The 21,511-nt window shown below is 71.3% G+C and carries 19 protein-coding genes and 1 pseudogene; 13 read left to right on the forward strand and 7 right to left on the reverse strand.

The window, feature by feature from the left end; all coding sequences use genetic code 11:
- The first annotated feature begins 22 nt into the window (after positions 1-22).
- Positions 23-1,384, forward strand: a complete 1,362-nt coding sequence (locus LJ657_RS14335; protein ID WP_232648968.1) for a diacylglycerol/lipid kinase family protein — start codon at positions 23-25, stop codon at positions 1,382-1,384.
- A 27-nt stretch (positions 1,385-1,411) separates the two neighbouring features.
- Here the strand turns inward: LJ657_RS14335 and LJ657_RS14340 are convergent, their stop codons facing one another.
- The gene (locus tag LJ657_RS14340; RefSeq protein ID WP_232648969.1) at positions 1,412-2,413 is read right to left on the reverse strand and encodes an Acg family FMN-binding oxidoreductase; all 1,002 of its coding nucleotides are present in this window, start codon (positions 2,411-2,413) and stop codon (positions 1,412-1,414) included.
- Positions 2,414-2,681: 268 nt separating this feature from the next.
- On the opposite strand from LJ657_RS14340, the gene LJ657_RS14345 reads away from it, so the two are divergent.
- The 3 genes from LJ657_RS14345 (at position 2,682) to LJ657_RS14355 (ending at position 5,884) form a co-directional block, all read left to right on the forward strand.
- Positions 2,682-3,251: an Rv1733c family protein gene (locus LJ657_RS14345; RefSeq protein WP_232648970.1), complete on the forward strand. Its 570-nt coding sequence runs from the start codon at positions 2,682-2,684 to the stop codon at positions 3,249-3,251.
- An 845-nt stretch (positions 3,252-4,096) separates the two neighbouring features.
- Entirely contained in the window at positions 4,097-4,843 is a 747-nt protein-coding gene (locus LJ657_RS14350; protein WP_232648971.1) for an SDR family oxidoreductase, read from the forward strand.
- 63 nt (positions 4,844-4,906) lie between these two features.
- On the forward strand, positions 4,907-5,884 hold the full coding sequence (locus LJ657_RS14355; protein ID WP_232648972.1) for an RNA polymerase subunit sigma-70: 978 nt from the start codon (positions 4,907-4,909) through the stop codon (positions 5,882-5,884).
- A gap of 224 nt (positions 5,885-6,108) precedes the next feature.
- Here the strand turns inward: LJ657_RS14355 and LJ657_RS14360 are convergent, their stop codons facing one another.
- Positions 6,109-6,561: a hypothetical protein gene (locus tag LJ657_RS14360; RefSeq protein ID WP_232648973.1), complete on the reverse strand. Its 453-nt coding sequence runs from the start codon at positions 6,559-6,561 to the stop codon at positions 6,109-6,111.
- Between the two features lie 55 nt (positions 6,562-6,616).
- Positions 6,617-6,889 (reverse strand): annotated as a pseudogene (locus LJ657_RS14365) (transposase); the annotation flags it as partial.
- A 285-nt stretch (positions 6,890-7,174) separates the two neighbouring features.
- Here LJ657_RS14365 and LJ657_RS14370 point away from each other — a divergent pair.
- Positions 7,175-9,184, forward strand: a complete 2,010-nt coding sequence (locus tag LJ657_RS14370; protein WP_232648974.1) for a S9 family peptidase — start codon at positions 7,175-7,177, stop codon at positions 9,182-9,184.
- A 103-nt stretch (positions 9,185-9,287) separates the two neighbouring features.
- Here LJ657_RS14370 and LJ657_RS14375 read toward each other — a convergent pair whose 3' ends face one another.
- The gene (locus LJ657_RS14375) at positions 9,288-9,446 is read right to left on the reverse strand and encodes a hypothetical protein (RefSeq protein ID WP_232648975.1); all 159 of its coding nucleotides are present in this window, start codon (positions 9,444-9,446) and stop codon (positions 9,288-9,290) included.
- 659 nt (positions 9,447-10,105) lie between these two features.
- On the opposite strand from LJ657_RS14375, the gene LJ657_RS14380 reads away from it, so the two are divergent.
- The 3 genes from LJ657_RS14380 (at position 10,106) to LJ657_RS14390 (ending at position 14,271) form a co-directional block, all read left to right on the forward strand.
- Positions 10,106-12,301, forward strand: coding sequence for an MMPL family transporter (locus tag LJ657_RS14380; RefSeq protein WP_232648976.1), 2,196 nt, complete (start codon positions 10,106-10,108; stop codon positions 12,299-12,301).
- An 87-nt stretch (positions 12,302-12,388) separates the two neighbouring features.
- On the forward strand, positions 12,389-13,570 hold the full coding sequence (locus LJ657_RS14385; RefSeq protein WP_232648977.1) for a sensor histidine kinase: 1,182 nt from the start codon (positions 12,389-12,391) through the stop codon (positions 13,568-13,570).
- Positions 13,571-13,593: 23 nt separating this feature from the next.
- Positions 13,594-14,271 carry a response regulator gene (locus LJ657_RS14390; protein WP_232648978.1) on the forward strand — a complete coding sequence of 226 codons (678 nt, stop codon included), beginning with the start codon at positions 13,594-13,596 and terminating at the stop codon, positions 14,269-14,271.
- Positions 14,272-15,049: 778 nt separating this feature from the next.
- Here LJ657_RS14390 and LJ657_RS14395 read toward each other — a convergent pair.
- Positions 15,050-15,778, reverse strand: a complete 729-nt coding sequence (locus tag LJ657_RS14395) for a GntR family transcriptional regulator (protein WP_232648979.1) — start codon at positions 15,776-15,778, stop codon at positions 15,050-15,052.
- 453 nt (positions 15,779-16,231) lie between these two features.
- Here LJ657_RS14395 and dhaK point away from each other — a divergent pair, with 453 nt between their 5' ends.
- The 3 genes from dhaK to LJ657_RS14410 are packed head-to-tail and all read left to right on the forward strand — an operon-like array spanning position 16,232 to position 18,276.
- Positions 16,232-17,224 carry a dihydroxyacetone kinase subunit DhaK gene (gene dhaK / locus LJ657_RS14400; protein ID WP_232648980.1) on the forward strand — a complete coding sequence of 331 codons (993 nt, stop codon included), beginning with the start codon at positions 16,232-16,234 and terminating at the stop codon, positions 17,222-17,224.
- Between the two features lie 46 nt (positions 17,225-17,270).
- Entirely contained in the window at positions 17,271-17,873 is a 603-nt protein-coding gene (dhaL, locus tag LJ657_RS14405) for a dihydroxyacetone kinase subunit DhaL (RefSeq protein ID WP_232648981.1), read from the forward strand.
- Positions 17,866-18,276 (forward strand): PTS-dependent dihydroxyacetone kinase phosphotransferase subunit DhaM, encoded by a 411-nt coding sequence (locus tag LJ657_RS14410; protein ID WP_232648982.1) that lies wholly within the window; start codon positions 17,866-17,868, stop codon positions 18,274-18,276. Before dhaL ends, LJ657_RS14410 begins: the two co-directional genes overlap by 8 nt.
- Before the next feature lie 45 nt (positions 18,277-18,321).
- Here LJ657_RS14410 and LJ657_RS14415 read toward each other — a convergent pair whose 3' ends face one another.
- The gene (locus LJ657_RS14415; protein WP_232648983.1) at positions 18,322-18,465 is read right to left on the reverse strand and encodes a hypothetical protein; all 144 of its coding nucleotides are present in this window, start codon (positions 18,463-18,465) and stop codon (positions 18,322-18,324) included.
- A 138-nt stretch (positions 18,466-18,603) separates the two neighbouring features.
- Positions 18,604-19,299 (reverse strand): glycoside hydrolase family 75 protein, encoded by a 696-nt coding sequence (locus LJ657_RS14420; RefSeq protein WP_232649233.1) that lies wholly within the window; start codon positions 19,297-19,299, stop codon positions 18,604-18,606.
- Positions 19,300-19,766: 467 nt separating this feature from the next.
- Here LJ657_RS14420 and LJ657_RS14425 point away from each other — a divergent pair, with 467 nt between their 5' ends.
- Both LJ657_RS14425 and LJ657_RS14430 read left to right on the forward strand, forming a co-directional pair.
- Positions 19,767-20,756: a fibronectin type III domain-containing protein gene (locus tag LJ657_RS14425; protein ID WP_232648984.1), complete on the forward strand. Its 990-nt coding sequence runs from the start codon at positions 19,767-19,769 to the stop codon at positions 20,754-20,756.
- Positions 20,757-20,933: 177 nt separating this feature from the next.
- Positions 20,934-21,500, forward strand: a complete 567-nt coding sequence (locus LJ657_RS14430; RefSeq protein WP_232648985.1) for a hypothetical protein — start codon at positions 20,934-20,936, stop codon at positions 21,498-21,500.
- The last annotated feature ends 11 nt before the right edge of the window (positions 21,501-21,511 follow it).

Below are 21,511 nucleotides of genomic sequence, written 5' to 3' on the forward strand. Positions count from 1 at the left end.
GCACGGGCGATGTGATGCCTCTGTGCGCAGCACCGAGGACCCGGCCCGGACGGCCGGCACGACCGGTCGCCGCTCCGAGACCGCTCAGAAGTGGACGGCTCGTGCCGCGCTGCTGGTCGCCACCACCGCGGTCGTGCTTCTGCTGGCGGCGGCCGGGGCCAAGAGCGTTGTCCTGCTGCTCGTCGGTCTGGCGGGACTCGCTGTCACGGCGGCCGCGGTGTGGTGGGCCCTCACCCATCACGGCCTGCTCCGGGTGTCCGCCGTGACCCTGGCCGCAGTGGTGCCCCTCGCCGTGCTGCTGTACTACGCCGCGGTGGACCTGCTGTGGGCCGCCCTGGCTGCGCTCGCCCTGTGGGCCGTGGCGATGCTGACCGGACGAGCCGCCCTCGGTGCGGTCACGCGTCCCGCCCGGCCACGCCACCAGCGGACCGCACCGCCCCGAGCACCGTTCCTCATCATGAACCCCCGCTCCGGTGGCGGAAAGGTCGGCAGGTTCCACCTCGCGGAGCGGGCCCGGGCGCTCGGTGCCGAGGTTGCCGTACTCGACCCCGCTCACCCGCAGGACGTCGCCGAACTGGCCCGCCGGGCCGTGGCCGAGGGCGCGGACCTGCTGGGAGTCGCCGGAGGGGACGGCACCCAGGCGCTGGTCGCCGGGGTGGCCGCAGAGCACGACGTGCCGTTCGTGGTGATCTCGGCCGGCACCCGCAACCACTTCGCCATGGACCTCGGCCTGGACCGGGCCGACCCCTCGACAGGCCTCGACGCCCTCACCGACGGAGTCGAGCTCCGCATCGACCTCGGCTTCGTCTCCGACCGCGTCTTCGTCAACAACGCGTCCTTCGGTGTGTACGCACAGGTCGTACAGAGCGACGCCTACCGTGACGACAAGGCGCGCACTATCCTCCAGCAGCTCCCGGAGCTGCTGACCCACCGGTCCGGGCCGCGGCTGACCGTCCGCGCCGCCCATGTGCTGGTGGACACTCCGCAGGCGGTGCTGGTCAGCAACAACCCCTACCAGGTGGGGGATGCCGCCGGCCTCGGCCGCCGCGCGCGGCTGGACTCCGGCGTCCTCGGCGTGCTCGGCGTCAACGTGGACAGCGCGGCCCAGGCGGTGGGCCTGCTGCGCGGCCGGCACGCCCGCGGACTCACCTCGCTCACCGCGGACGAGGTGGTCGTCGACGCCGATGCCCCGGAGATCGCTGTCGGCGTCGACGGCGAGGCCCTCCTGCTGCCCACCCCCGTCACCTGCCGCATCGCGCCCGGCGCGCTCCGCGTACGAGTACCCCGCGGCCTGCCGGCGGCGCCCCGAGCGAATCCGCCGACGGACTGGCGGGCGCTGCGCCGGCTGGCCTTCGCACGCCGTGCTGGGGCCGCGGCGGGCTGACCGCGGCGGCCCACCGAGGGGGAGCGCCTATCGGTGAGGCAGCTGCGCGTCCAGCACCGCGTGCGGGGCACGACGCGGGGTGGCGGGGCCCTCCGGGCCGTGGCCGAGCCGGATCAGCATCTGTGCGTGACCGGTGTGGTGAGGGTCCGGGCTGAGAGTGCTGCGCAGATCGGGCCATTCCATCGGCTGGTGCAGCAGCGATGCACGCAGTCCCAGGGCGGTGGCCACCAGCAGCACGTGTTCGAGTGCCTCCCCCGCGCGCAGCCAGTCGGTGCGACGGTCGTGCTCGGTCCTGAGCAGGGCGATGGCCGGGGCGGACCCGAAGTCCTGGGCGGGCAGCCGCCCGGGGTGGCGCGCGGCGGTGAAGTCCCGCATGGGGATGCGTTCGCGGGCATCCTGCGGGCCCAGTACGGTCTGCGGGAGGCCGGTGTCGAACGGGCCGTGCGGGTCCCGGTGCACCCAGCGGCGGCTCTCCGCGCCGCGCTCGGCGTCGGCGCGGTTGCGCCGCTCGGCCTCCGCGGTCACCCGCAGCAGACGTGCCGTCTCGGCGGCTTCGGGGAAGATCAGTGTGGCGCCTTCCGCCTGGGCGGCCTCGGCGAGTTCGGCGCGCGCCTGTGGCGGCAGGGGCCTGGCGGAGAACGGGAAGCGGCTGCTGTGCCTGCGCCAGATGGCAGGGTAGAGGTCATCGCGGTGTTCCCTGCCGTGCCGGCCGCTTGATCCGATGGGCCGGACGACGGCGAGCAGGCGGGGGTCGTCGGGCCGGGGCAGCAGTCGTACGGCGGGTGACCAGCCGAAATGGGACACCGCGACGCGGAGGTTGAAGACGGACGCGCCCACCGAGAGATGCAGCGCGCGGCCGGCCGGATCGGCATGCCGCAGGCTGCGCTCCGGATCCGCGCGCACCTCGAAGGCGACGGTGTCGGGGTCCAGCCCGAAGCGCCAGGGCTGCGTGTTGAAGAACGACGGCGCGGCCACCGCGGCCGCCACACAGGCTTCCAGGGTCTCAGCGTCGAGAGGCACGGATCGCATGGTGCCCTCCTCCCGCACGGGTGTCGGAGCAGGTACGGATGTCCTTCGAGAGTGGCTGCGCGCCGGCGTCCGGGTGAGGGGCCGATGGTCCCTGGCTGATGGCCGGTCAGGCCACCGATGGCGACCATGGCGACGGCTGCGCTGAACGGCCCGTCCAGGTGGCGGACTTGGTCCCGGTCGGCCCCACAGTTCCCTCTGTCCGGCCCATGCCGCGGCGCTCGCCCGGCTGTCACCTTGCTCGAAAACGACGACGAGGAGGTGCGGACCGATGCGTACCGGCAGGGGAATGAAGCGGTGGCTGTGGCGGTGGCGGGCCAACCCGCTGCGCAGGCGCGAGGACGTGTTCGAGGCCTGGCTGGTGCTGGCCCTCTGGGCGCTCGTGGCAGTGGGCGGAACGCTCGCCGGCGTGCTGACGGCCCGGGCCGCGGACGATGTCTTCATGCAGCAGCACGCGGAGCGAACCCCCGTGTGGGCCGTGCTCCTCACGGACACCCCATCTACGGAGGTGAAGGGCTACCAGGCGTCTGCGCGGGTCCGCTGGACCGGAGCGGACGGATCCACGCACACCGGCAAGAGCCTGGTGGCCGGTGCGCTCAGGGCCGGATCCACGACAGTGCTCTGGACGGACACACGGGGGAACGTCACCACCCGGCCGCCGAGCCGCACCGACGCGGCAGTCGAAGCGGGGCTTCTGGGAGCCGCGTCGGCGCTCTCCGTGACCGGCATCGCGTTCGGGGCCGCGGGCACCGCGCGCTGGTGGCTCGACCGGCGGCGCATCGACGGGTGGGGCAGGGAGTGGGCCCTGGTCGGCCCGCGCTGGGGGCACAAGACGGGCTGACGGCGGACCGCGCAGGTGCCGGCGGGCCAGTCGCGCCGAGGGAGCGCGCCGGGACAGGCCGCACACATGAAGTGCACTGCCCTGGCACGGATACTGCCGACAGTGGCTGCCGATCTGTTCGCCGAGCGGACCTGACGCCTTGCCCGTGACGACGGCGAGGGGTCGGCGCCCGGTACGGGATCAGGACCGCACGCGTGACTGACCAGGAGGAACCCGTGAAGGTGTTGATCAACGTCTCCTGGTTTGGTGCGGCCGCAGGTCAGGCCATGCTGAGGGCTCGTTGGTCAGCAAGCTCCCAGCATGAGTCAGGAGACGTGCGCGTTGGCGGCCCAACTCATCCGCGAGATGCGCAGCTGCTTCAAGCTCTGCGCCTGTTCCCGCCAGAAACTGATGCCCCCACCCGTACGCCATTCGCTACCGCGATGCAACAGGTCGCCAGCGCGGGAGACGGGGTAATCGACACAGCAGTCCGCGATCGAGCGGCTGACCAAGGTCTACAACGAGAAGATCAACACCTCGCGCCAACAGGCGGACCTCAAACGCGAGATCGGGAAGCAATGGGGTGCTCACGCAGGTCATCACGGTGATCGTCGCGGGGAGACCGTCCGTCGCTCGGCGTCGGGTCGTCTTCCCGGATTTCCTGCACACTGCGTGCTCGTCCCCCTGCCCTGCTGTCTTACGTCCCCGGGCGGGGCGTGATGGAACAGGAGACGGCGGCCAGGAGCAAGAGCTGCCACCACCGCGGTCCCCGGTCGGCCAAAAATTCTCCTCGCGGACGCGACGGTTTTCCCGCCTCCCGCTGGTCTTGATTTGTGACCGAACCCGACCAGCACTGTGGAGCCCCCATGTCAGATCACACCCGGACCGCCGTCGTCACCGGTGCCGGCCGCGGCTTCGGGCGCGCGATCGCCGCCGCGCTCGTCGCCCAAGGCACCCGCGTCATCGGCCTCGCCCGTAATGAGCCCGAACTGCGGGCCGTCCGCGACGAACTCGGCGAAGGCTTCACGCCCCTCGCCGCTGACGCCACCGACGAAGCGCTCGCCGCGAAAGTGATCCGCGCCCACCGTCCTGGCCTGCTCGTCCTCAATGCCGGGGCCGTGCCGCACGTGGCGCCCGTGCAGGAGCAGACGTGGGAAACCTTCAGCCGCAACTGGGAGGTCGACACCCGTCACGTCTTCGCCTGGACCGGCGCGGCCCTGCGCGAGCCGCTGGCCCCGGGCAGTGTGGTCATCTCGATGTCCAGCGGCGCCGCGCTCGGCGGCTCCCCGCTCAGTGGCGGGTACGCCAGCGCCAAGGCCGCCGTCCGGTACCTGCGGCAGTACGGCGCCGAGGAGTCCGAGCGGGCCGGGCTGGGCGTCCGGTTCGTCACGGTGCTGCCGGACATGACCCCGGTCGGCGGGGTGGGCGACACCGGGGTCATGGGCTACGCCGCGCGCCTGGGCGTCGACCGGGAGACCTTCATCGCGGGGCGGCAGCCGATGCTCACCCTGGAGCAGGTCGGCAAAGCCGTCGTGGAACTCGCCGGGAACCCGGACACCGGCCCGGAGTACCGGCTCGGCGGCGCCGGGCTGAGTCCGATCAGCCGAGCCTGAGCCCGATCAGCCGAGCCACCGCGCGCCTACGGTGGCCCCGCCGCACCCCGAGGAGGATCCGCGATGCCGACGAACGCCGAATTCACCGCCCTGGCCGAGCCGTTCCGGCCGGAGCTGCTCACGCACTGCTACCGGATCCTCGGGTCGATCCACGATGCCGAGGACCTGGTCCAGGAGACCTATCTGCGGGCGTGGCGGGGGTTCGACGGCTTCGAGGGCCGGTCCTCGGTGCGGCGGTGGCTGTACAAGATCGCCACCATGGCCTGCCTCACGGCCCTGGAGACCCGCTCCCGGCGCCCGCTGCCGTCGGGCCTGGGCACACCCTCGGACGACCATCGGGTGGCGGTGGCTCCGCGCGAGCCGTCCGTCCCGTGGCTCCAGCCGGCGCCCGACGCCGCCCTGCTCGGCACCGGCGACCCGGCGGCGATCGTCGCCGCGCGGACGAGCGTGCGCCTCGCCTTCGTCGCCGCGCTCCAGTACCTGTCCGCCCGCCAGCGTGCCGTACTGACCCTGCGCGACGTGCTCGGATTCCGGACGGCCGAGGTGGCCGAGGTCCTGGACACGACCACCGCGGCCGTGGACAGCGCGCTCCGCCGCGCCAGGGCCCGGCTGGCCGAGGCCGGACCGGTCGTAAACGACCTGGCCGAGCCGGACGAAGAGACCCGGCGAGGTCTGCTCGACGATTACGTGGACGCCTTCATCCGGGCCGACCCCGACGCGCTGGTGCACCTGCTGCGGGCCGACGTCGAAATGGAAATGCCGCCGACCCCGACCTGGTTCACCGGCCGCCGGGCCGTCCTCGGCTTCCTGTCCACCCGCGTCCTGCGCCCCAACCTGTGGCGGATGACCCCCACCCACGCCAACGGCCAGTCCGCCCTCATCGTCCACCACCACGTGGGCGAAGGCCGCTACGAGCCCTACGGGATCCACGTCCTGACCCTGCTCGGAGACCGCATCGCCCGGATCACGGCCTTCAACGATCCGACCCTGGTCCCCATCTTCGTCCCCGATCGCATCGCCCGCCCCCTCGAAACCGGCTGAGGGACTCCGTCGGGGATCTTGGGTTTCTTTGATCACTGTCCCTGGCGCCACCAGCGTGGCCTGGGGAGTTCGTGGTCGTCGAGGTACTGCTGGAACGCCGTCGGTGGGCGAGACAGGTAGGGCGCGCCAAGAACTGATCGTCCGACAGGCGGACGGCCAATTGCGATGCTCAGAGTGGCTTCCCAATGGAGAAGTCAAGCTGCGTCGGGGTCGGAGTTCCGTGATCAGTCGAACCAGACCACGAGTCGCACCTGTTCTGGTCCATGCAGCTCGGCAAGCGTCCGCATCACGTCCCAGACCGGGGCCCAGTGGGTCCCCGGCCCCGCGACCTTGCTACGGCTGAGCGCGCCGGACCCATCGGGCTCGTCCCAGTTGGCAGCTGCCAACTCGGCCCAGCTGATCCACGTTGTTCCGTGTGCGTCCTGCGGCCCGCCCCACGCGTTGAACGCGGCCCGCAGCCCGTCCGAGGCATCCTCCGGCAGGCCCCGGCCCTCGGCCAGCGGCTGGAATCCGAAAGAGTTGCGGACGCCGAAGAGGCAGGCGAGTGCGTCATAGGCATTGCCGGCGTTGAGGAGGAAGAGGTCGATGGCGGCGTGCCATACCGCGTCCTCGTCGTCCTCGCCCCAGATCCGGGCCAGGGGTCTGCACTCGATCGTCCCGCTCACTTCGGTGGACATGCCTGCAGTCTGCCGAGAACGGACAAGGCTCGTCGCCTCGATTTCGATGCAGAACCTAACCGGTGGGCTGGGGTGGGGTGAGTTCGTAGAGGCGCCGGTCCCGGATCAGGGCCCACAGGACGTTGACTCTGCGGCGGGCGAGGGCGATCACGGCCTGGGTATGGCGTTTGCCCTCAGCGTGCTTGCGGTCGTAAAACGTCCGGGAGCTGGGGTCGTAGCGGACGCTCATCAGGGCGGACATGTAGAAGACTCGCTGGAGACCCCGGTGATAGTGACGTGGCCGGTGCAGGTTGCCGTTCCGCTTCCCGGAATCGTGCGGCGCCACAACCCGTCCGGCACCAACCGCTCAACGATCCCTGCCACGACCGGCAGCTTACCCAGCCAAATGAGATGACGTCTAAGTAGGTGTATTCCTTCCTCAACGCGGCAGATCAGATCCGTCGTGAGGCATCTGGGGCAGGAGTGGCCGTTTCGTGAAAGCGTCTCGGTAACGGCGTCAACGGACGGCGTTGCATTCATGGATGTGCGAGTGTGCCGGAAGGGCTGCTGGCAGACGGGCTTTCTACGTCATGCCCCTGGCCGTCCGCGTGGCGCGCGGGCGACAATCGCCCGCATGATCGAGTCTTCCGGTGGCCCGTCCACCTTCCGTGATCTGTCCGCCCTCGTTGCCTGTCCCCGCGTCAACTCCCTTGCCCTGTCCGTCGATGGCACGCGTCTCGTCGCCGCCGTGCAGTCGCTGTCCGGAGACGGAACGCGATTCGTGTCCGGCCTGTGGGAGATCGATCCGACCGGGAAACGCGACGCGCTGCGGCTGACCCGGTCCGACAAGGGTGAGTCGGGACCGGTGTTCGGTCCGGACGGGACGCTGTACTTCCTGTCCGGCCGCGCCACCGCGGACAGCGACGAGGACGAGGGAGCCGCGCTGTGGGCGCTGCCGCCGCGCGGGGAGGCCGTTGTCGTGGCCGGGCACCCGGGCGGGATTGCCGCGGTCACCGTCGCCCGGGACTCCGGCGCGCTGTGCCACACCGCGGGGCTGCTGCCGGGTGCCACCGACGCCGAGGCGCATGGCAAGCTGCGCGCGGCGCGAAAGGACGCGAAGGTCACCGCGATCTTGTATGAGGCCGGGCCGACCCGTGCCTGGGACCACGACCTCGGCCCGGCGGAGCCGCACACCTTCGTCCGTGCCGGTGTTGACGCGGAGCCGGTCCTCGCCGGCGGGCAGGGGATCGGTCTGGAGGATCCGGGGGACGCGGCGTTGTCGCCGGACGGCACACGGGTCGCGTACCGCCGGTTCGTGCCCGGGCGGGTTCCGGACGAGCATCGCACCGCCGTGGTGGTGGCCGACGCGGTGAGCGGTGAGGAGATCCACGTCGTCGGTGATCTGGAGCACCTCTACGAGGCGCCGCGGTTCACACACGACGGCTCGGCCGTGGTGTGCCGCCGGATGCGCTGCCCGACATACAACGACCCCTTGGAGACAACTCTCGTCCGGATCGACCTGGCCGACGGCGCGGTGCAGGATCTGCTGCCCGGGTTCGACAACTGGCCCGGTGGCGTGGCCTGTTCACCGGTGGACGACACGCTCTTCTTCACGGCCGACGAGCAGGGGCATGCGCCCGTCTTCCGGCGCGACTCGGACGGTGGCGTCACACGTCTCACCGCCTCGGGTGCGTACGGCTCGCTGACCGTGGCCCCCGACGGGCGCATGCTCTACGCCCTGCGCCACGCGGTCGACGCGCCGCCGACGCCCGTCCGGATCGACGCCGATGTCGCCGACCAGACTCCGGACGAGCTGCCTGCCCCAGGTGGCGTCGGGGAGCTGCCCGGCACGCTCACCGAGGTGCACGCGGAGGGGGACGACGGGTTCGTGCTGCGCGGCTGGCTCGTGCTGCCCCAGGGCGCGTCCGCCGAGCGTCCCGCTCCGCTGCTCGTCGCCGTCCACGGCGGACCGCAGTCCAGCTGGAACGGCTGGACCTGGCGGTGGAACCCGTGGCCGTTCGCCGCACGCGGCTATGCGGTGCTGCTGCCGGATCCGGCCCTGTCGACCGGCTACGGGCAGATCAACCACCGGCGCGGCTGGGGGCAGTGGGGCGGGCGCCCCTACACGGATGTGATCGCGCTGACCGATGCGACCGAGGCCCGCAACGACATCGATGCCTCCCGTACGGCACTCGCCGGCGGCTCGTACGGCGGATACATGGCGAACCGGGTCGCCACCAGCACGGACCGGTTCAAGGCGATCATCAGCCATGCAGGGCTGTGGGACCTGCGGATGTTCCAGGGCGACACCGATGCCCCCTGGTACTTCCAGCGGATCTTCGGCGACCCGCTGACGCGCCCCGAACGGTACGAGGCCGACTCGCCACACCTGGACGTCGCGAAGATCCGCACCCCGATGCTGGTCATCCACGGCGCGAAGGACTACCGCGTGCCCGTCGGGCAAGGCGCCACGCTCTTCCAGGAACTGCAGCGGCACCACGTCCCCGCGAAGTACCTCTACTTCCCGGACGAGAACCACTGGATCCTCAAGCCGAACCACGCGCGCCTGTGGTACGAGACATTCCTCAACTTCCTCGACCACCACGTCCTCGGCACCGAATGGCAGCAGCCCGGCCTGCTGTGACTCGGCCGGGCCCGCCAGCCATCGCTCAGTAGGCTTTTGTGCACGCGGAAGCTCCTGGCAGGACGACTTGGACTCGACACCCACCCGTCTACCAGGAGCTTCTCTACATCTGCGCACCGCCCGCATCATCAACAGCCGTGCTCAGCGGACAGGTTGAAAAACGCTCGGTGATGTCGTGGAGCAGAGCGAAGTGCCGGTTCTCGCTCCACTGCTGTTCCACGAACTGGATCTCGTGAGCCGTGCCCTCCTTGCTGAGGGTCATCGGTCCGGGTGATTCGTTACGACGCAACGCGAGAATGTAGCGACGGCCGTACCGGAAAGCGCGCCACTCGCGAGCGTTCCGTCCAGGCGAGGTTCACGGCGAGCGTGGCCGTCAGAAGCTCCTGCCGGAACGTCACAAAGTCCTCGCCACTGTGGCACTCGCGCAGGTCCTTGATGAATCCGACCAGCCGCTCACCGTTCTCCCGGCGGAACGGGTGCTCGAAATTCGACCCGAATTCGACTCATGACGTGGCATTCATGAACACCCCGCGCTGCCACTTCCTGTGATCGCATGGCGTCGAGGGCGATGCCGGACGGCGTCGCCGTCCTTGGTGTGCTTGCTGCGTGGACCACGTTCCCGACGCTGCCCGCTCCTTCCTGCGGCAGTGACACTCTGAGCGCGCGTGCAGGCACGGACTCTTCCTTTCACCCTTGCCAGGAGTGCCTCGTACCCGTGCTTCCCCCGCACGGAGTGCCGGGCGCCCTGGCTCTTCGGACATCGACGGCCACCATCGGCACCGGTGCGCCCCATCTGCTGCGATCGCAGTAGACGCAAGTGTCTGCGAACGGCCAACGACGAGAGACCGCAGAAATGTGAGCGTGGGGGTGGGCCGTGATCGCCGGCCCGACCCCATGGCATTCCCCTGGAAAGGCCCGTCGATGTCCCCTCTCGCCCGCTGGTGCCACCGGCACCGGCTCGCCGTCGTCCTGGCCTGGGTGGGCCTGCTGCTCGCCCTCGGCGCCGGAGTCGGCGCGGCCGGTAACGACTTCGGCAACAGCCCGACCTCGCAGAACACCGACTCGGCCAAGGCGACGGCCCTGCTGCAGCAGGCATCGAACAGCGCGGCGGGCAAGAGCGGCCGGGTCGTCTGGCAGCTGACGGGCGGCAAGGTCACCGAACCCGTGGCCGAGCGGGCGATGACGGAGGCGCTGGAGCACATCGCCGACGCGCCGGGGGTCGCCGCGGTGACCAGTCCCTTTGTGCCCGAGGGCAAGGGGCAGGTCAGCAAGGACGGCAGGACGGCCTACGCCACGGTCGCGTTCGATCGGAACGTCGCCGACGCCCAGATCGACCACGTGAAGGAACTCGCGACCGCTCCGGAGCCGGGCGACCTGCACATCGCGCTCAACGGGCAGGCGTTCACCGTGAACCCGCAGCCGAACGCGGTCGCCGACGCCATGGGCATCGTCCTCGCCTTCATCGTGCTGCTGTTCGTCTTCCGGGCGGTGTGGGTGGCGGCCCTGCCCATCATCACGGCGGTCGTCGGCGTCGGTACCTCCGCGGTCACGGTGATCCTGCTCAGCCATGTCATCACGCTCTCCGACACCACTCTGACCCTCGGCTCGCTGATCGGCCTGGGCGTGGGCATCGACTACGCCCTGTTCATCGTCAACCGGCACCGCGCCAACCTGATGGCGGGCATGGGCGTCGCCGAGTCGACCGCCAAGGCCCTCAACACCTCGGGCCGGGCCGTGGTGTTCGCCGGCCTCACCGTCGTCGTGGCGCTGCTCGGCATGCTCACCCTCAATGTCGGCATCATCAACGGGATGGCCATCGGCGCGGCCGTCACCGTCGTCCTGACAGTGCTGGCCGCCATCACCTTGCTGCCGGCGCTGCTCGGGATGATCGGTCCGCGGGTCCTCAGCCGCAACGAGCGCCGGGAGGCGGCCGGGCAGGCGGGGAAACGGTCGTCCGGCCGGGCCGGTCTGTGGGGCCGGTGGGCCGCTCGGGTCCAGGCCCGGCCCAAGGCCCTGGGTCTGGTCGCCCTGGCCGTGCTGACGGCGCTCGCCTTCCCCACGCTCGCACTGCGTCTGGGCGCGTCCGACGACGGCAACCTGCCCACGACCTCGACGAACCGTCAGGCGTACGACATGATCGCGGACGGTTTCGGACCCGGCTTCAACGGGCCGCTCGTCCTCGCCGTGCAGGCCCCCACCGCCGCCGACAGGGTCGCCGAGGCAAAGCTGGCCACCGCTCTCGAGCACGTGGACGGCGTCGCCGGTGCCACGGCCGCGCCCCTGAAGGACGGACAGACGGTCGGCGTGATCTCCGTCGTCCCGACGACCTCCCCCCAGTCGGAAGCCACCTCCGACCTGATCCACCACCTGCGCGACAACGTCATCCCCGAGGCTGAGCAGGGCACGACGATGAAGGTCTACGTGGGCGGCGTCACCGCGAGCAACGACGACTTCGCGTCGGTCTTGATGAGCAAACTCCCGGTGTTCGTGCTCGTGATCGCGGTGCTCGGCTTCCTGCTGCTGACCGTCGCATTCCGCAGTCTGCTCATCCCCGCTGTCGGCGCGGTCCTCAACATCCTCAGCATCGGGGTGGCCTTCGGAGCGATCGTCGTCGTCTTCCAGTACGGCTTCGGCGCGGGGCTCCTCGGGCTGGGCGCCGCTGGACCGATCGAGTCGTTCGTGCCCATCCTGGTCGTCGGCATCATGTTCGGCCTGTCCATGGACTACCAGGTCTTCCTGGTCAGCCGGATGCGCGAGGAATGGACGCACACCGGGGACAGCCGGCGCGCGGTCCGGGTCGGGCAGGCCGAGACCGGCAAGGTGATCGCCGTGGCCGCCACCATCATGGTCTGCGTCTTCGGTTCCTTCGTCTTCGGCGGCATGCGGGTGATCTCCGAGTTCGGGGTCAGCCTCGCGGTGGCTGTCGCCGTGGACGCCCTGCTGATCCGCATGGTCGTCGTCCCCGCGCTCATGCACCTGTGCGGACGGGCCAACTGGTGGCTGCCCCGCCGACTGGACAAGGCACTGCCCCGCGTGTCCGTGGAAGGCCCGGCGGATGAGCCGGCACTGCCACGGCAGCAGCCGGTGCGGGAGCCACAGAGCGCTGAAGTGATCTGACGCGACATCACCATGTGACACCGTCCCCAGCGCGGGCCGGCCGGTCGTACCGGTCTACCGCCGGCCCGCGCTGCTTAGAGTGAGAGAATGGATGTGAGGATGGTGTGGCGGCAGTGGCTTGCCCGTCATGACCGGGTCAGAGACGCGCTCCCGGCGGTGCCACTGATCGTGATCTCCATGGCGGCGACCGCCGTCGGCAAGTCCGCATGGCACGAGCCCCGTTGGGGCGAGGTGGTGTGGACGGCTCTGTCCTGCGTCCCCCTGGCCGTCCGAAGCCGCTGGCCGCTGCAGATCGCCCTTTTCACGCTGGCGGGCGACCTCACGCTGATGGCCGTCGCCTCGCACATGTCCCCGGCCCCGGCCGCGAGTCTGGTCGCCCTGTACACGCTCGCCCTGCTCGGCGACCGGCGCACCGCGTGGGCCGTCGGCCTCGCCGCCGCCGTGGCGATCACGGGCGTCTACGCCGCGACCCACTCGGATTCCGTGGTGGCAGGGGCCAGCCTGCTGCGGTTCGACTTCGCGGTCGCCGCCACCGCGCTGGGCCGCACCGTCCGCAGCCGCCGCGAGCACCTCGCGGAAGCCAGGGCACGCGCGGAACGAGCCGAGCGCATGCAGGAGGAGGAGGCCCGGCGCAGGGTCACCGCGGAACGTGTCCGCATCGCACGCGACCTGCACGACGTCGTCGCCCACCACCTCACCCTGGTCAACGCCCAGGCGGGGGTGGCGCACCATCTCATGCGCGCCAACCCCGACCAGGCGTACGAGGCGTTGGCCCACATCAAGGAGAACAGCCGCGCGGCACTGGACGAACTGCGGGCCACCGTCGGCCTGCTGCGGCAGCCCGACGACGGACCCGGCACACGGGCCCCCATTCCTCGCCTGGCCGATCTCGACAACCTCGCCGAAGGCTTCCGTGCGAGCGGGCTTTCCGTGCGGGTGGCCCGCAGTGGAACTCCCTCACCGGTGGCGCCCTCCACCGAGCTCACGGCCTACCGCATCGTCCAGGAAGCCCTCACCAACACCCACAAGCACGCGTCCACGACCCGGGCGGCCGTGGTCCTGGACTACGGTGCGCATTCGCTCCGGGTCACCGTGACGGACGACGGACGCCCCGACGCGCCCAAGGGCGCGGGCACCGGCCACGGCCTGATAGGCATGCACGAGCGGGCGAGCGCCATCGGCGGGACTCTCACCGCCGGCCCTCGGCCGGAAGGCGGCTTCCAGGTCGTCGCCGAACTGCCGCTCTCGCTCGCCCCCGCAGCCGCCTGACACACCCTGAGGGAAGGCCACCCATGACCGTTCGCGTCGTACTCGCCGACGACCAGGCCCTGCTCCGGGGCACTTTCCGGCTGCTCATCGACGCGCAGCCGGACATGGAGGTCGTCGCGGAGGCCTCCAACGGGCGGGAGGCGGCACAACTGGCCAGATCCGAGCGCGCCGACGTCGTGGTGATGGACATCCGGATGCCCGAGGTCGACGGCATCGAGGCCACCCGGCTGATCGGTCAGGACGAGGACATGGCGGGAGTCAAGGTCCTCGTCCTGACCACCTTCGAGGAGGACGAGTTGGTCATCGAGGCGCTGCGCGCCGGAGCGAGCGGCTTTCTCGGCAAGGGCGTCGAACCGGCCCAACTGCTCGACGCCGTACGCCTCGTCGCCGCGGACGAGGCGCTCCTGTCGCCCGCGGCCACCAAGGGCCTCATCGCCCGCGTCCTCGCACAGCCCTCCTCCAGCGACCTCGTCGACCCCCGCCGGCTGGCCACGCTGACTCCCAGGGAGCGCGAGGTGATGAGCCTGGTGGCTACCGGCCTGTCCAACGACGAGATCGCTGAGCGCCTCTTCGTCACCCCGGTCACCGTCAAGACCCACGCCAACCGGGCCATGGCCAAGCTGGGCGCCCGCGACCGCGCCCAGCTCGTCGTCATCGCCTACGAGACCGGTCTGGTGCGGGCCGGAGAGCGACAGGACTGAGTCGTCCCGCCCAAGCCCAGGCTCGCCTGGGCAGCGGAAACGGCCGGGGTTTGCGGCAACGTGGTCAGCCTTGGCGGTCAGTTCGACTGCCTGATGCAGCGGATCGGGAAGGTTCGGGTCTCGTTGAGGGAGAGGCGAGGGCTGGGAGTCGCTGAAGGCGTCAGCCACCTCCCGAGCCGTCCGCGGATGTGGCTGCTTCATTCCCGTGGTGGCGATTCCCTTGACGAGGCAGCACTTGCCGACGAGAACGTCTCGCCGCGCGGCGAGGGGGTTGCACAACTCGGCTGCTCTCCGGCCCGCGATGGTTACCTGCGGTCCGTGCGGGGGCCCGCCCCGGCTCGTCGGACTCTCGGGCGGGCTGCGGCGGCTCTTACAGGGCCGCGGGAACATGCCCACGCGGCCGTGTCCCGGCCGGTCAAGCCGGGCCACGGGGGCGCCCGTTCGGCGAACGTCCGCTGTCTGAGAGCGCGGTGCACCGGCCCCGTTCTACCGGGTCACGGGGCCTGGGGCTGGGGTCCTCGCTGGCCCGTCGATTCACGCAGCACGAGACGGTGGTTGAGGTCGAGGTGGAATTCTCGCTCCGCCTCCTGGCGGATGCGGGCGAGTTCCCGTCTGAACGGCTACCGGCTCGACGTCTACGGCAACTCCACCACCGACGGAGGGATCGTCGACGCCTGGCCCGCCCGAAGCACACCATTCCTGTATACAGCATGTGGTGAGGAATCCACAGCAGGGGAACACGGAAGCGCCCGCTCGCCTGCAGCACTCGCGGCGTGAATCAGCCCGTGAGGTCCACCTGGACGTCCCGCCCGAGCGTCAGGTCCTGGCTGGTCAGGCTGTCGATGAGCGCCTGGCGCGTCTGCGCCAGGTGGTGTCGGCCAGCCGCCTCCGCCGCCTGGGCGTCCCCCCGCGTGATCGCCTTCAGCATCGCGCGGTGCTCATCGAGGGAGGTGAGCATGCGACGCGGCCGGCTGTGGGAGAGGTGCCGCAGCCGTACGGTCTGGCTGCGCAGGTCGCGGATCGTGCGGGCGAGATAGGGGTTCCGGCACGCGGCGATGACCGCCTGGTCGAAGCCCTCGGTCACCTCGTAGAACTTCGTGTACGACCGGACCTGCGCGGCGGCGTCCAGCGCGCGGAAGGACTCGTCGAACTCCTCCAGCCGCTTGAGCAGGTCATGGAACGGCACGAGTACGCGCTCGTCGGCCGCACCCGCTGTCGCGACCGACGCGGCCGCCTGCGGCTCCAACAGCATCCGGAACTCGAAGAGAGCGTGCACCCCGCCGAGCGAGATAGGGGCCACCCGGGCCACCTCACCCGGCACGAAGTCAACGAGCCCGTCCCTGGCGAGCCGACGGATGGCCTCCCGTACCGGCGTGCGCGAGGCGCCGAGCTCCTCCCCCAGCTGGACCTCGCTCAGCTTGGCCCCCGGCCGCAGCCGCAGCGACTCGATGTCCTCCTTCAGCCGCTCGTAGACCGCTTCGCTCTTGCCCGTCGCCCGACCCTGCATCTCCCCGCCGCCTCCTCGTACACCATCCTGTATACACCCTGGCGGCCCCGACTCGGCTCCTCGGCACGGCGATCGCGGCTGGCTGCACAAACGCCCCGGCGGCCTCGGCGATCGCCGTAGCGCAGGCTGTCGATCACAGGTTCCGGCCCGCCCTCGCGTTCCGTACGCCACTGAAGCCGGTGAGCTCTCTCGATGCGCCCAGCAGACAGGCCCTACGGCGTACACGTGACCTTCACCGCCGCAAGGTCGATACTGCCGACAGCAGTGCTCCAGCCGCGACACGACCGACACGCCGCCGCCACCTGACAACCCATCACCGAAGTCAGCATTGAGTCAGCATCAGTAACGTCGGCACCCGCCACCGACCGCCAGGATCGCCAACCAGTCAAACCCGCACTGACCTGCCAAAACAAAGGTCATGGGCTCATCTGTCAGTCTCACAAGGAGGTACCCATGAAGATGTTGATCAATGTGCCGGAGAGTGTGGTCGCGGACGCCCTGAGGGGCATGGCTGCCGCCCACCCCGAGCTGACCGTCGACGTGGAGAACCGGGTGATCGTGCGGCGGGACGCGCCGGTCGCCGGAAAGGTCGCCCTGATCTCCGGGGGCGGCTCGGGGCACGAGCCGCTGCACGGCGGGTTCGTGGGTCCCGGCATGCTGTCGGCGGCCTGCCCGGGCGAGGTGTTCACCTCGCCGGTTCCCGATCAGATGGCGCGCGCCGCGGCGGCCGTGGACAGCGGGGCGGGTGTGCTGTTCATCGTGAAGAACTACACCGGCGACGTGCTGAACTTCGACATGGCGGCCGAGCTCGCCGAGGACGAGGGCATCCGGGTTGCCAAGGTGCTGGTCAACGATGACGTGGCGGTCACCGACAGCCTCTACACGGCCGGGCGGCGCGGAGTCGGCGGCACGCTGTTCGTGGAGAAGATCGCAGGCGCGGCGGCGGACGAGGGGCAGCCGCTGGAGCGGGTGGAGGCGATCGGCCGGCAGGTCAACGAGAACTCCCGCAGCTTCGGCGTCGCGCTCAGCGCCTGCACCACGCCCGCCAAGGGCAGCCCCACCTTCGATCTGCCGTCCGGTGAGCTGGAGTTGGGCATCGGCATCCACGGCGAGCCCGGCCGGCAGCGGCGGGCGATGATGACCTCGGGTGAGATCGCAGAGTTCGCCGTCCACGCGATCCTGGAGGACATGCCGCCGCGCAACCCGGTCCTCGTCCTGGTCAACGGCATGGGTGCGACGCCGTTGCTGGAGCTGTACGGGTTCAACGCCGAGGTGCAGCGGGTGCTCACCGAGCGCGGTGTCACGGTCGCCCGAACGCTGGTGGGCAACTACGTCACCTCGCTCGACATGGCCGGTGCGTCGGTCACCCTGTGCCAGATCGACGAGGAACTGCTGCGGCTGTGGGACGCGCCGGTGAAGACACCGGGGCTGCGCTGGGGTATGTAGACCGGCGGGCCGAGGTGTCAACGTACCTACCACGCAAGGAGATCCAGTGCTCGACGCCGACTTCTTCCGCCGTTGGATGGCGGCGACCTCCGCGTCCGTGGACCGCGAGGCGGAACGGCTCACCGCCCTCGACTCGCCCATCGGGGACGCCGACCACGGCAGCAATCTGCAGCGCGGGTTCCGGGCCGTGACCGCGACGCTGGAGAAGGAGGCGCCGGACACGCCCGGTGCGGTGCTGACGCTGGCCGGGCGGCAGCTGATCTCGACGGTCGGGGGTGCTTCGGGGCCCCTGTACGGCACGCTGCTGCGCCGTACGGGCAAGGCGCTGGGGGACGCCGGTGAGGTCAGCGAGGCACAGTTCGCCGAGGCGCTGCGGGCCGGGGTGGACGCGGTCATGACACTGGGCGGCGCCGCGCCGGGCGACAAGACCATGATCGACGCGCTGGTGCCTGCCGTGGACGCGCTCGACGAGGGCGGTTTCGCCGCGGCCCGCACCGCAGCCGAAGAGGGCGCCCTCGCGACGACACCGTTGCAGGCCCGCAAGGGGCGGGCCAGCTATCTCGGGGAGCGCAGCATCGGCCACCAGGATCCCGGTGCCACCTCGTCGGCGCTGCTCGTGGCGGCTCTCGCGGAGGCCGCCGGTGAGTGACGGGAAGCAGGTCGGGATCGTGCTGGTCTCCCACAGCGCCGAAGTGGCCTCCTCGGTGGCCGAGTTGGCGAGGGGGCTGGCGGGCGGCGGGGTGTCGGTGCCCATCGCCCCGGCGGGCGGCACCGAGGGCGGCGAGCTCGGCACGAGTTCGGAGCTGATCGCGGCCGCGGCCGCGTCCGTGGACCGGGGCGCCGGGGTGGCCGTGCTCACCGACCTCGGCAGTGCCGTGCTCACGGTGAAGGCGCTGCTGGCCGAGGGCGACGAACTCCCCTACAACACACGGCTGGTGGACGCCCCGTTCGTGGAGGGAGCGGTGGCGGCGGTGGTCACGGCGGCGACGGGCGCCGACCTCGCGGCGGTGGAGGCGGCGGCCGCGGAGGCGTACACCTACCGGAAGGTCTGAAGGCACCTCAGGGTCCGGGGAAGACCCTTACCCGAGTCCCTCCGCTCACCCGAGTCCCTCCGCGGCGACGGTGAGGGCCGAGCGCATGGTTGCCGTCAGCTCGGCCCCAGCCGTCGCGCGGTCGGGCTCCGCGCCTGCGGTGCGCCAGGCGTAGTGCTCGACGGCCGCGCGCAGGGCCGCGTTGAACATGGCTGCCCGGATCGTGGGCCGCAGCTGAGAGCGGCCGCCGCGATCGCGTTCCTCGCCCCGGACGCGGCGAGCGACGTGAACGGCGTGATCCTGCCGGTGCACAACAGGTGGGCGGCCGTCTGACGACGCCCCGGGCGGCTATCCGCCGCGCACGAACTGCTGCGCCAGCCGCCGTCCCACCGCGACGGCGGCGGCATGGCTCTCGATCGGCTTGACCTGCGAGTACTTGAAGACGATGTAGGTGACCCCCGATGCCGTGCCGCCGCCGCTCGGGCCAGGGGGGATGCCGAGGCCCTTGGCGGTGGCGTAGGACGCCTCGCCGATGACGCCCTCCGGGCCGATGTCACCCACGACCGCGTACTGCACGCGGCCCCGGTACACGACGGCGGCGACCGACCCGCCGCGCACGCCGTCGTCGAGGGGGTCCCAGACGCGGCTCGCGGCGGGCACGACGATGTACGGGAGGCGTTCGGCGCTCAGGTAGCGCCCGTCCGACTGCTGGTAGGCGGTGGCCTCGGAGAACGACGAATCGTTGCGACGGTTGCAGCGCGGTCCGGGCTGTCCGTCGCAGTCGATGTCCATGTCGGCCTTCCAGAAGACGGCGCGCCGGGTGCCGCACACCTCGATCGCCGCCGGTGTGCCGGCGTCGCTGCGGAAGCGGCCGCGGGAGACCCGGGTGCAGTCACGCACCCTGGCCAGCAGATCGGCGGCGCGGACGTCGCCCTCGCGCCAGACCACCGGCTCCACCCGGCCGCGGGCCGCGGCGTCGGACAGCATCGGCGGGGCGAGTAAAGCGGCACCGGCCACGGCCAGGGTCAGCGACTGGACACGCACCATGAGGAGCCCTTTCCCGAAGGGGCACTGACGGGCAGTCAGCCCGGTCCGGCGCCGTAGCGATCATTGGGCCACCGTAGGCGGACCGGACGGCGCACAGCCCCAGGCAGGTCACGGCGTGGCGTGTCTTCGGACGTCCGGCGGGTGGCCGGGCCGCCGGAGCCCCTGTCGGCTCCGGCGGCCCGGCCACCCGGGTCCGGCGCGGGAACAGCGACGACAGCGGCCCGCACCACCGGCCTGAACTCCCCAACGCTCAGCGAGAGTTCAGCCGTGAGGAGCTTCAGCATACGTAACCCCGGCGGGGGTCTTTCGTAACTCCGGCCAGCGGTCTCACGCAACTCGGGCGGGCGGTCCCCGACATCGCCGCCAGTGCCGTCGAACCGCACCCCGCCCCCTTGATGCGATCACATCACTCAGGCCATATTGGTCCGGACCATTGCCGCCGTGTCGTCCGGGGAGGCGGAGCCGTGCGTCGCGCCACCGTGCTCGTGTACCGATCCCTCGCGCTCTGTGCCGCACTGGCCCTGCTCGGCTCCTGCGGTGGGAGCGGCGCCGGGGGCGAGGAGGACGGGCTGCCGTCGGCGCCCGAGGGAGTGGCCGCGGCGGCCGGCAGTGCGACCAGCGTGCACGTGATGTGGAACGCGGTGTCCGCGAACCCCCGCGTCGGCGTCTACGAGGTGTATCGCGGCACCACGAAGGTCGAGGAGGTACCCGGCTCGGAGCACATGGTGGACGTCATCAGGCTCAGGCCGTCCACCTCGTACGTCTTCACCGTCCGGGCGCGGAACACCGAGTGCCGGCTCGGGCCGCCCGGCCGCCAGGTGCGCGCGACGACTCCGGCGGCCGTGGCGGCGGACGACACGGCCCCTACCCGCCCGGAACATGTGCGCGGCCGAGCAGTCGGCAGCAGGGCCGTCGAGCTGTCCTGGTCCGCGTCGAGGGACGACCGGGCCGTGGTGTCGTACGACGTCTACCAGGGCACCGCGGAGATCCACAGTACGGTCGCAGCACAGACGGCGACCGTCGTCACCGGGCTGCGGCCGGGCACCCGTTACGCCTTCACCATCCGGGCCCGCGACGCCGCCGACAACCTCTCGCCTCCCGGCGCCACCGTCCGTCTCCGCACCCCGGGCTCCGACGACGGACGGAACACGGCGCCCACCGCCTTCCGTGCGACGAGTCACCGCGCCGGCGGGGCGTACTACCTCGACCTTCGCTGGATCCCGCCGCGCAGCGACGGCCTGGTCACGGAGTACCAGATCCGCCTCGACGGCCGGGCGGCCACCTCCCTGGTGTACGGCGGGGACGCGCCGCGCGGCCGGGCGTCGTACTCCTTCTACGTCGGCCGGGACGCCGGCGTGAGCCACCGCGTGCGGATCCGGGCCAGGCTGCCCGACGGCACCTGGGGCGGCTTCTCGGTGGAGCGCACGGTGACGACCGGAGCGGTCGGCGACTGAGGGCCATCACGGCCCCGCGGCATGGGCCGGACGGAGGAATCCATCACCTGCCCGGAGGCGGTCCGCATGCGGGGCGGCCCGTGGGGACGTTGGCTGCCCCTGAGGCAGCACGGACCTTTCCCGACCTTCGGCGGCGCAAGGGATGTACCGCCAACCGTGCCGTCGGAGGGCAGTCCCATGCGCAACTCTCAGCCAGTCGTTCGCTCCGCACTGACCGCGGCGGCCGCCGCGCTCCCGCTCGCCCTGGCCGCCGTACCGGCCGCGGCGCAGGGGGCGGGAATCTCGGTGAGTACCAGCGGGTCCACTGTTTCGGTGACCACGAGCGTGTGCTCCACGCGCGGCACCAACGGTGCGTTGGGCACCGCTTCGCTGCTCCACAGCAGCCAGTCGCCCCGTCAGATGCCGCTGTCGGGCACCGCCGCCCTGCAGTCGGCGGCCTGGTCGAACGTGAGCCCCGGCACCTTCACCGTGACGGTCGTCTGCGCGACCGGCGCCACCGCGGGCACCCAGTCCGTCGTCGTCTCAGGCTCCACCACTCCTACCGCGACCCCCACCACCACCCCGGCCTCCACCATCTCGGCCACCACCAAGCCCTCGCCCTCGCTCGGCGTCAGGGGCGGGGTCGGTGGCGCCGTCCAGGACTACGGCCCGCTGACGCTCGGGGTGGGCGCCGCCCTGGTGGGCACGGGCGTCATCGCGACGGGCTGGTACCTGCGTCGGCGTGCCAGGCCGAACCGGCTCTGACGGCGGACGCA

Source organism: Streptomyces guryensis, assembly GCF_021261325.1.
GTDB lineage: Bacteria > Actinomycetota > Actinomycetes > Streptomycetales > Streptomycetaceae > Streptomyces > Streptomyces guryensis.

What these genes read in the sequence shown, in the direction of transcription:
- LJ657_RS14340 (WP_232648969.1), bottom strand. Translation starts at nt 2,413, where the DNA reads ATGCGATCCGTGCCTCTCGACGCTGAGACCCTGGAAGCCTGTGTGGCG.
- LJ657_RS14345 (WP_232648970.1), top strand. Translation starts at nt 2,682, where the DNA reads ATGCGTACCGGCAGGGGAATGAAGCGGTGGCTGTGGCGGTGGCGGGCC.
- LJ657_RS14350 (WP_232648971.1), top strand. Translation starts at nt 4,097, where the DNA reads ATGTCAGATCACACCCGGACCGCCGTCGTCACCGGTGCCGGCCGCGGC.
- LJ657_RS14355 (WP_232648972.1), top strand. Translation starts at nt 4,907, where the DNA reads ATGCCGACGAACGCCGAATTCACCGCCCTGGCCGAGCCGTTCCGGCCG.
- LJ657_RS14360 (WP_232648973.1), bottom strand. Translation starts at nt 6,561, where the DNA reads ATGTCCACCGAAGTGAGCGGGACGATCGAGTGCAGACCCCTGGCCCGG.
- LJ657_RS14370 (WP_232648974.1), top strand. Translation starts at nt 7,175, where the DNA reads ATGATCGAGTCTTCCGGTGGCCCGTCCACCTTCCGTGATCTGTCCGCC.
- LJ657_RS14375 (WP_232648975.1), bottom strand. Translation starts at nt 9,446, where the DNA reads ATGACCCTCAGCAAGGAGGGCACGGCTCACGAGATCCAGTTCGTGGAA.
- LJ657_RS14380 (WP_232648976.1), top strand. Translation starts at nt 10,106, where the DNA reads ATGTCCCCTCTCGCCCGCTGGTGCCACCGGCACCGGCTCGCCGTCGTC.
- LJ657_RS14385 (WP_232648977.1), top strand. Translation starts at nt 12,389, where the DNA reads ATGGATGTGAGGATGGTGTGGCGGCAGTGGCTTGCCCGTCATGACCGG.
- LJ657_RS14390 (WP_232648978.1), top strand. Translation starts at nt 13,594, where the DNA reads ATGACCGTTCGCGTCGTACTCGCCGACGACCAGGCCCTGCTCCGGGGC.
- LJ657_RS14395 (WP_232648979.1), bottom strand. Translation starts at nt 15,778, where the DNA reads ATGCAGGGTCGGGCGACGGGCAAGAGCGAAGCGGTCTACGAGCGGCTG.
- dhaK (WP_232648980.1), top strand. Translation starts at nt 16,232, where the DNA reads ATGAAGATGTTGATCAATGTGCCGGAGAGTGTGGTCGCGGACGCCCTG.
- LJ657_RS14415 (WP_232648983.1), bottom strand. Translation starts at nt 18,465, where the DNA reads ATGTTCAACGCGGCCCTGCGCGCGGCCGTCGAGCACTACGCCTGGCGC.
- LJ657_RS14430 (WP_232648985.1), top strand. Translation starts at nt 20,934, where the DNA reads ATGCGCAACTCTCAGCCAGTCGTTCGCTCCGCACTGACCGCGGCGGCC.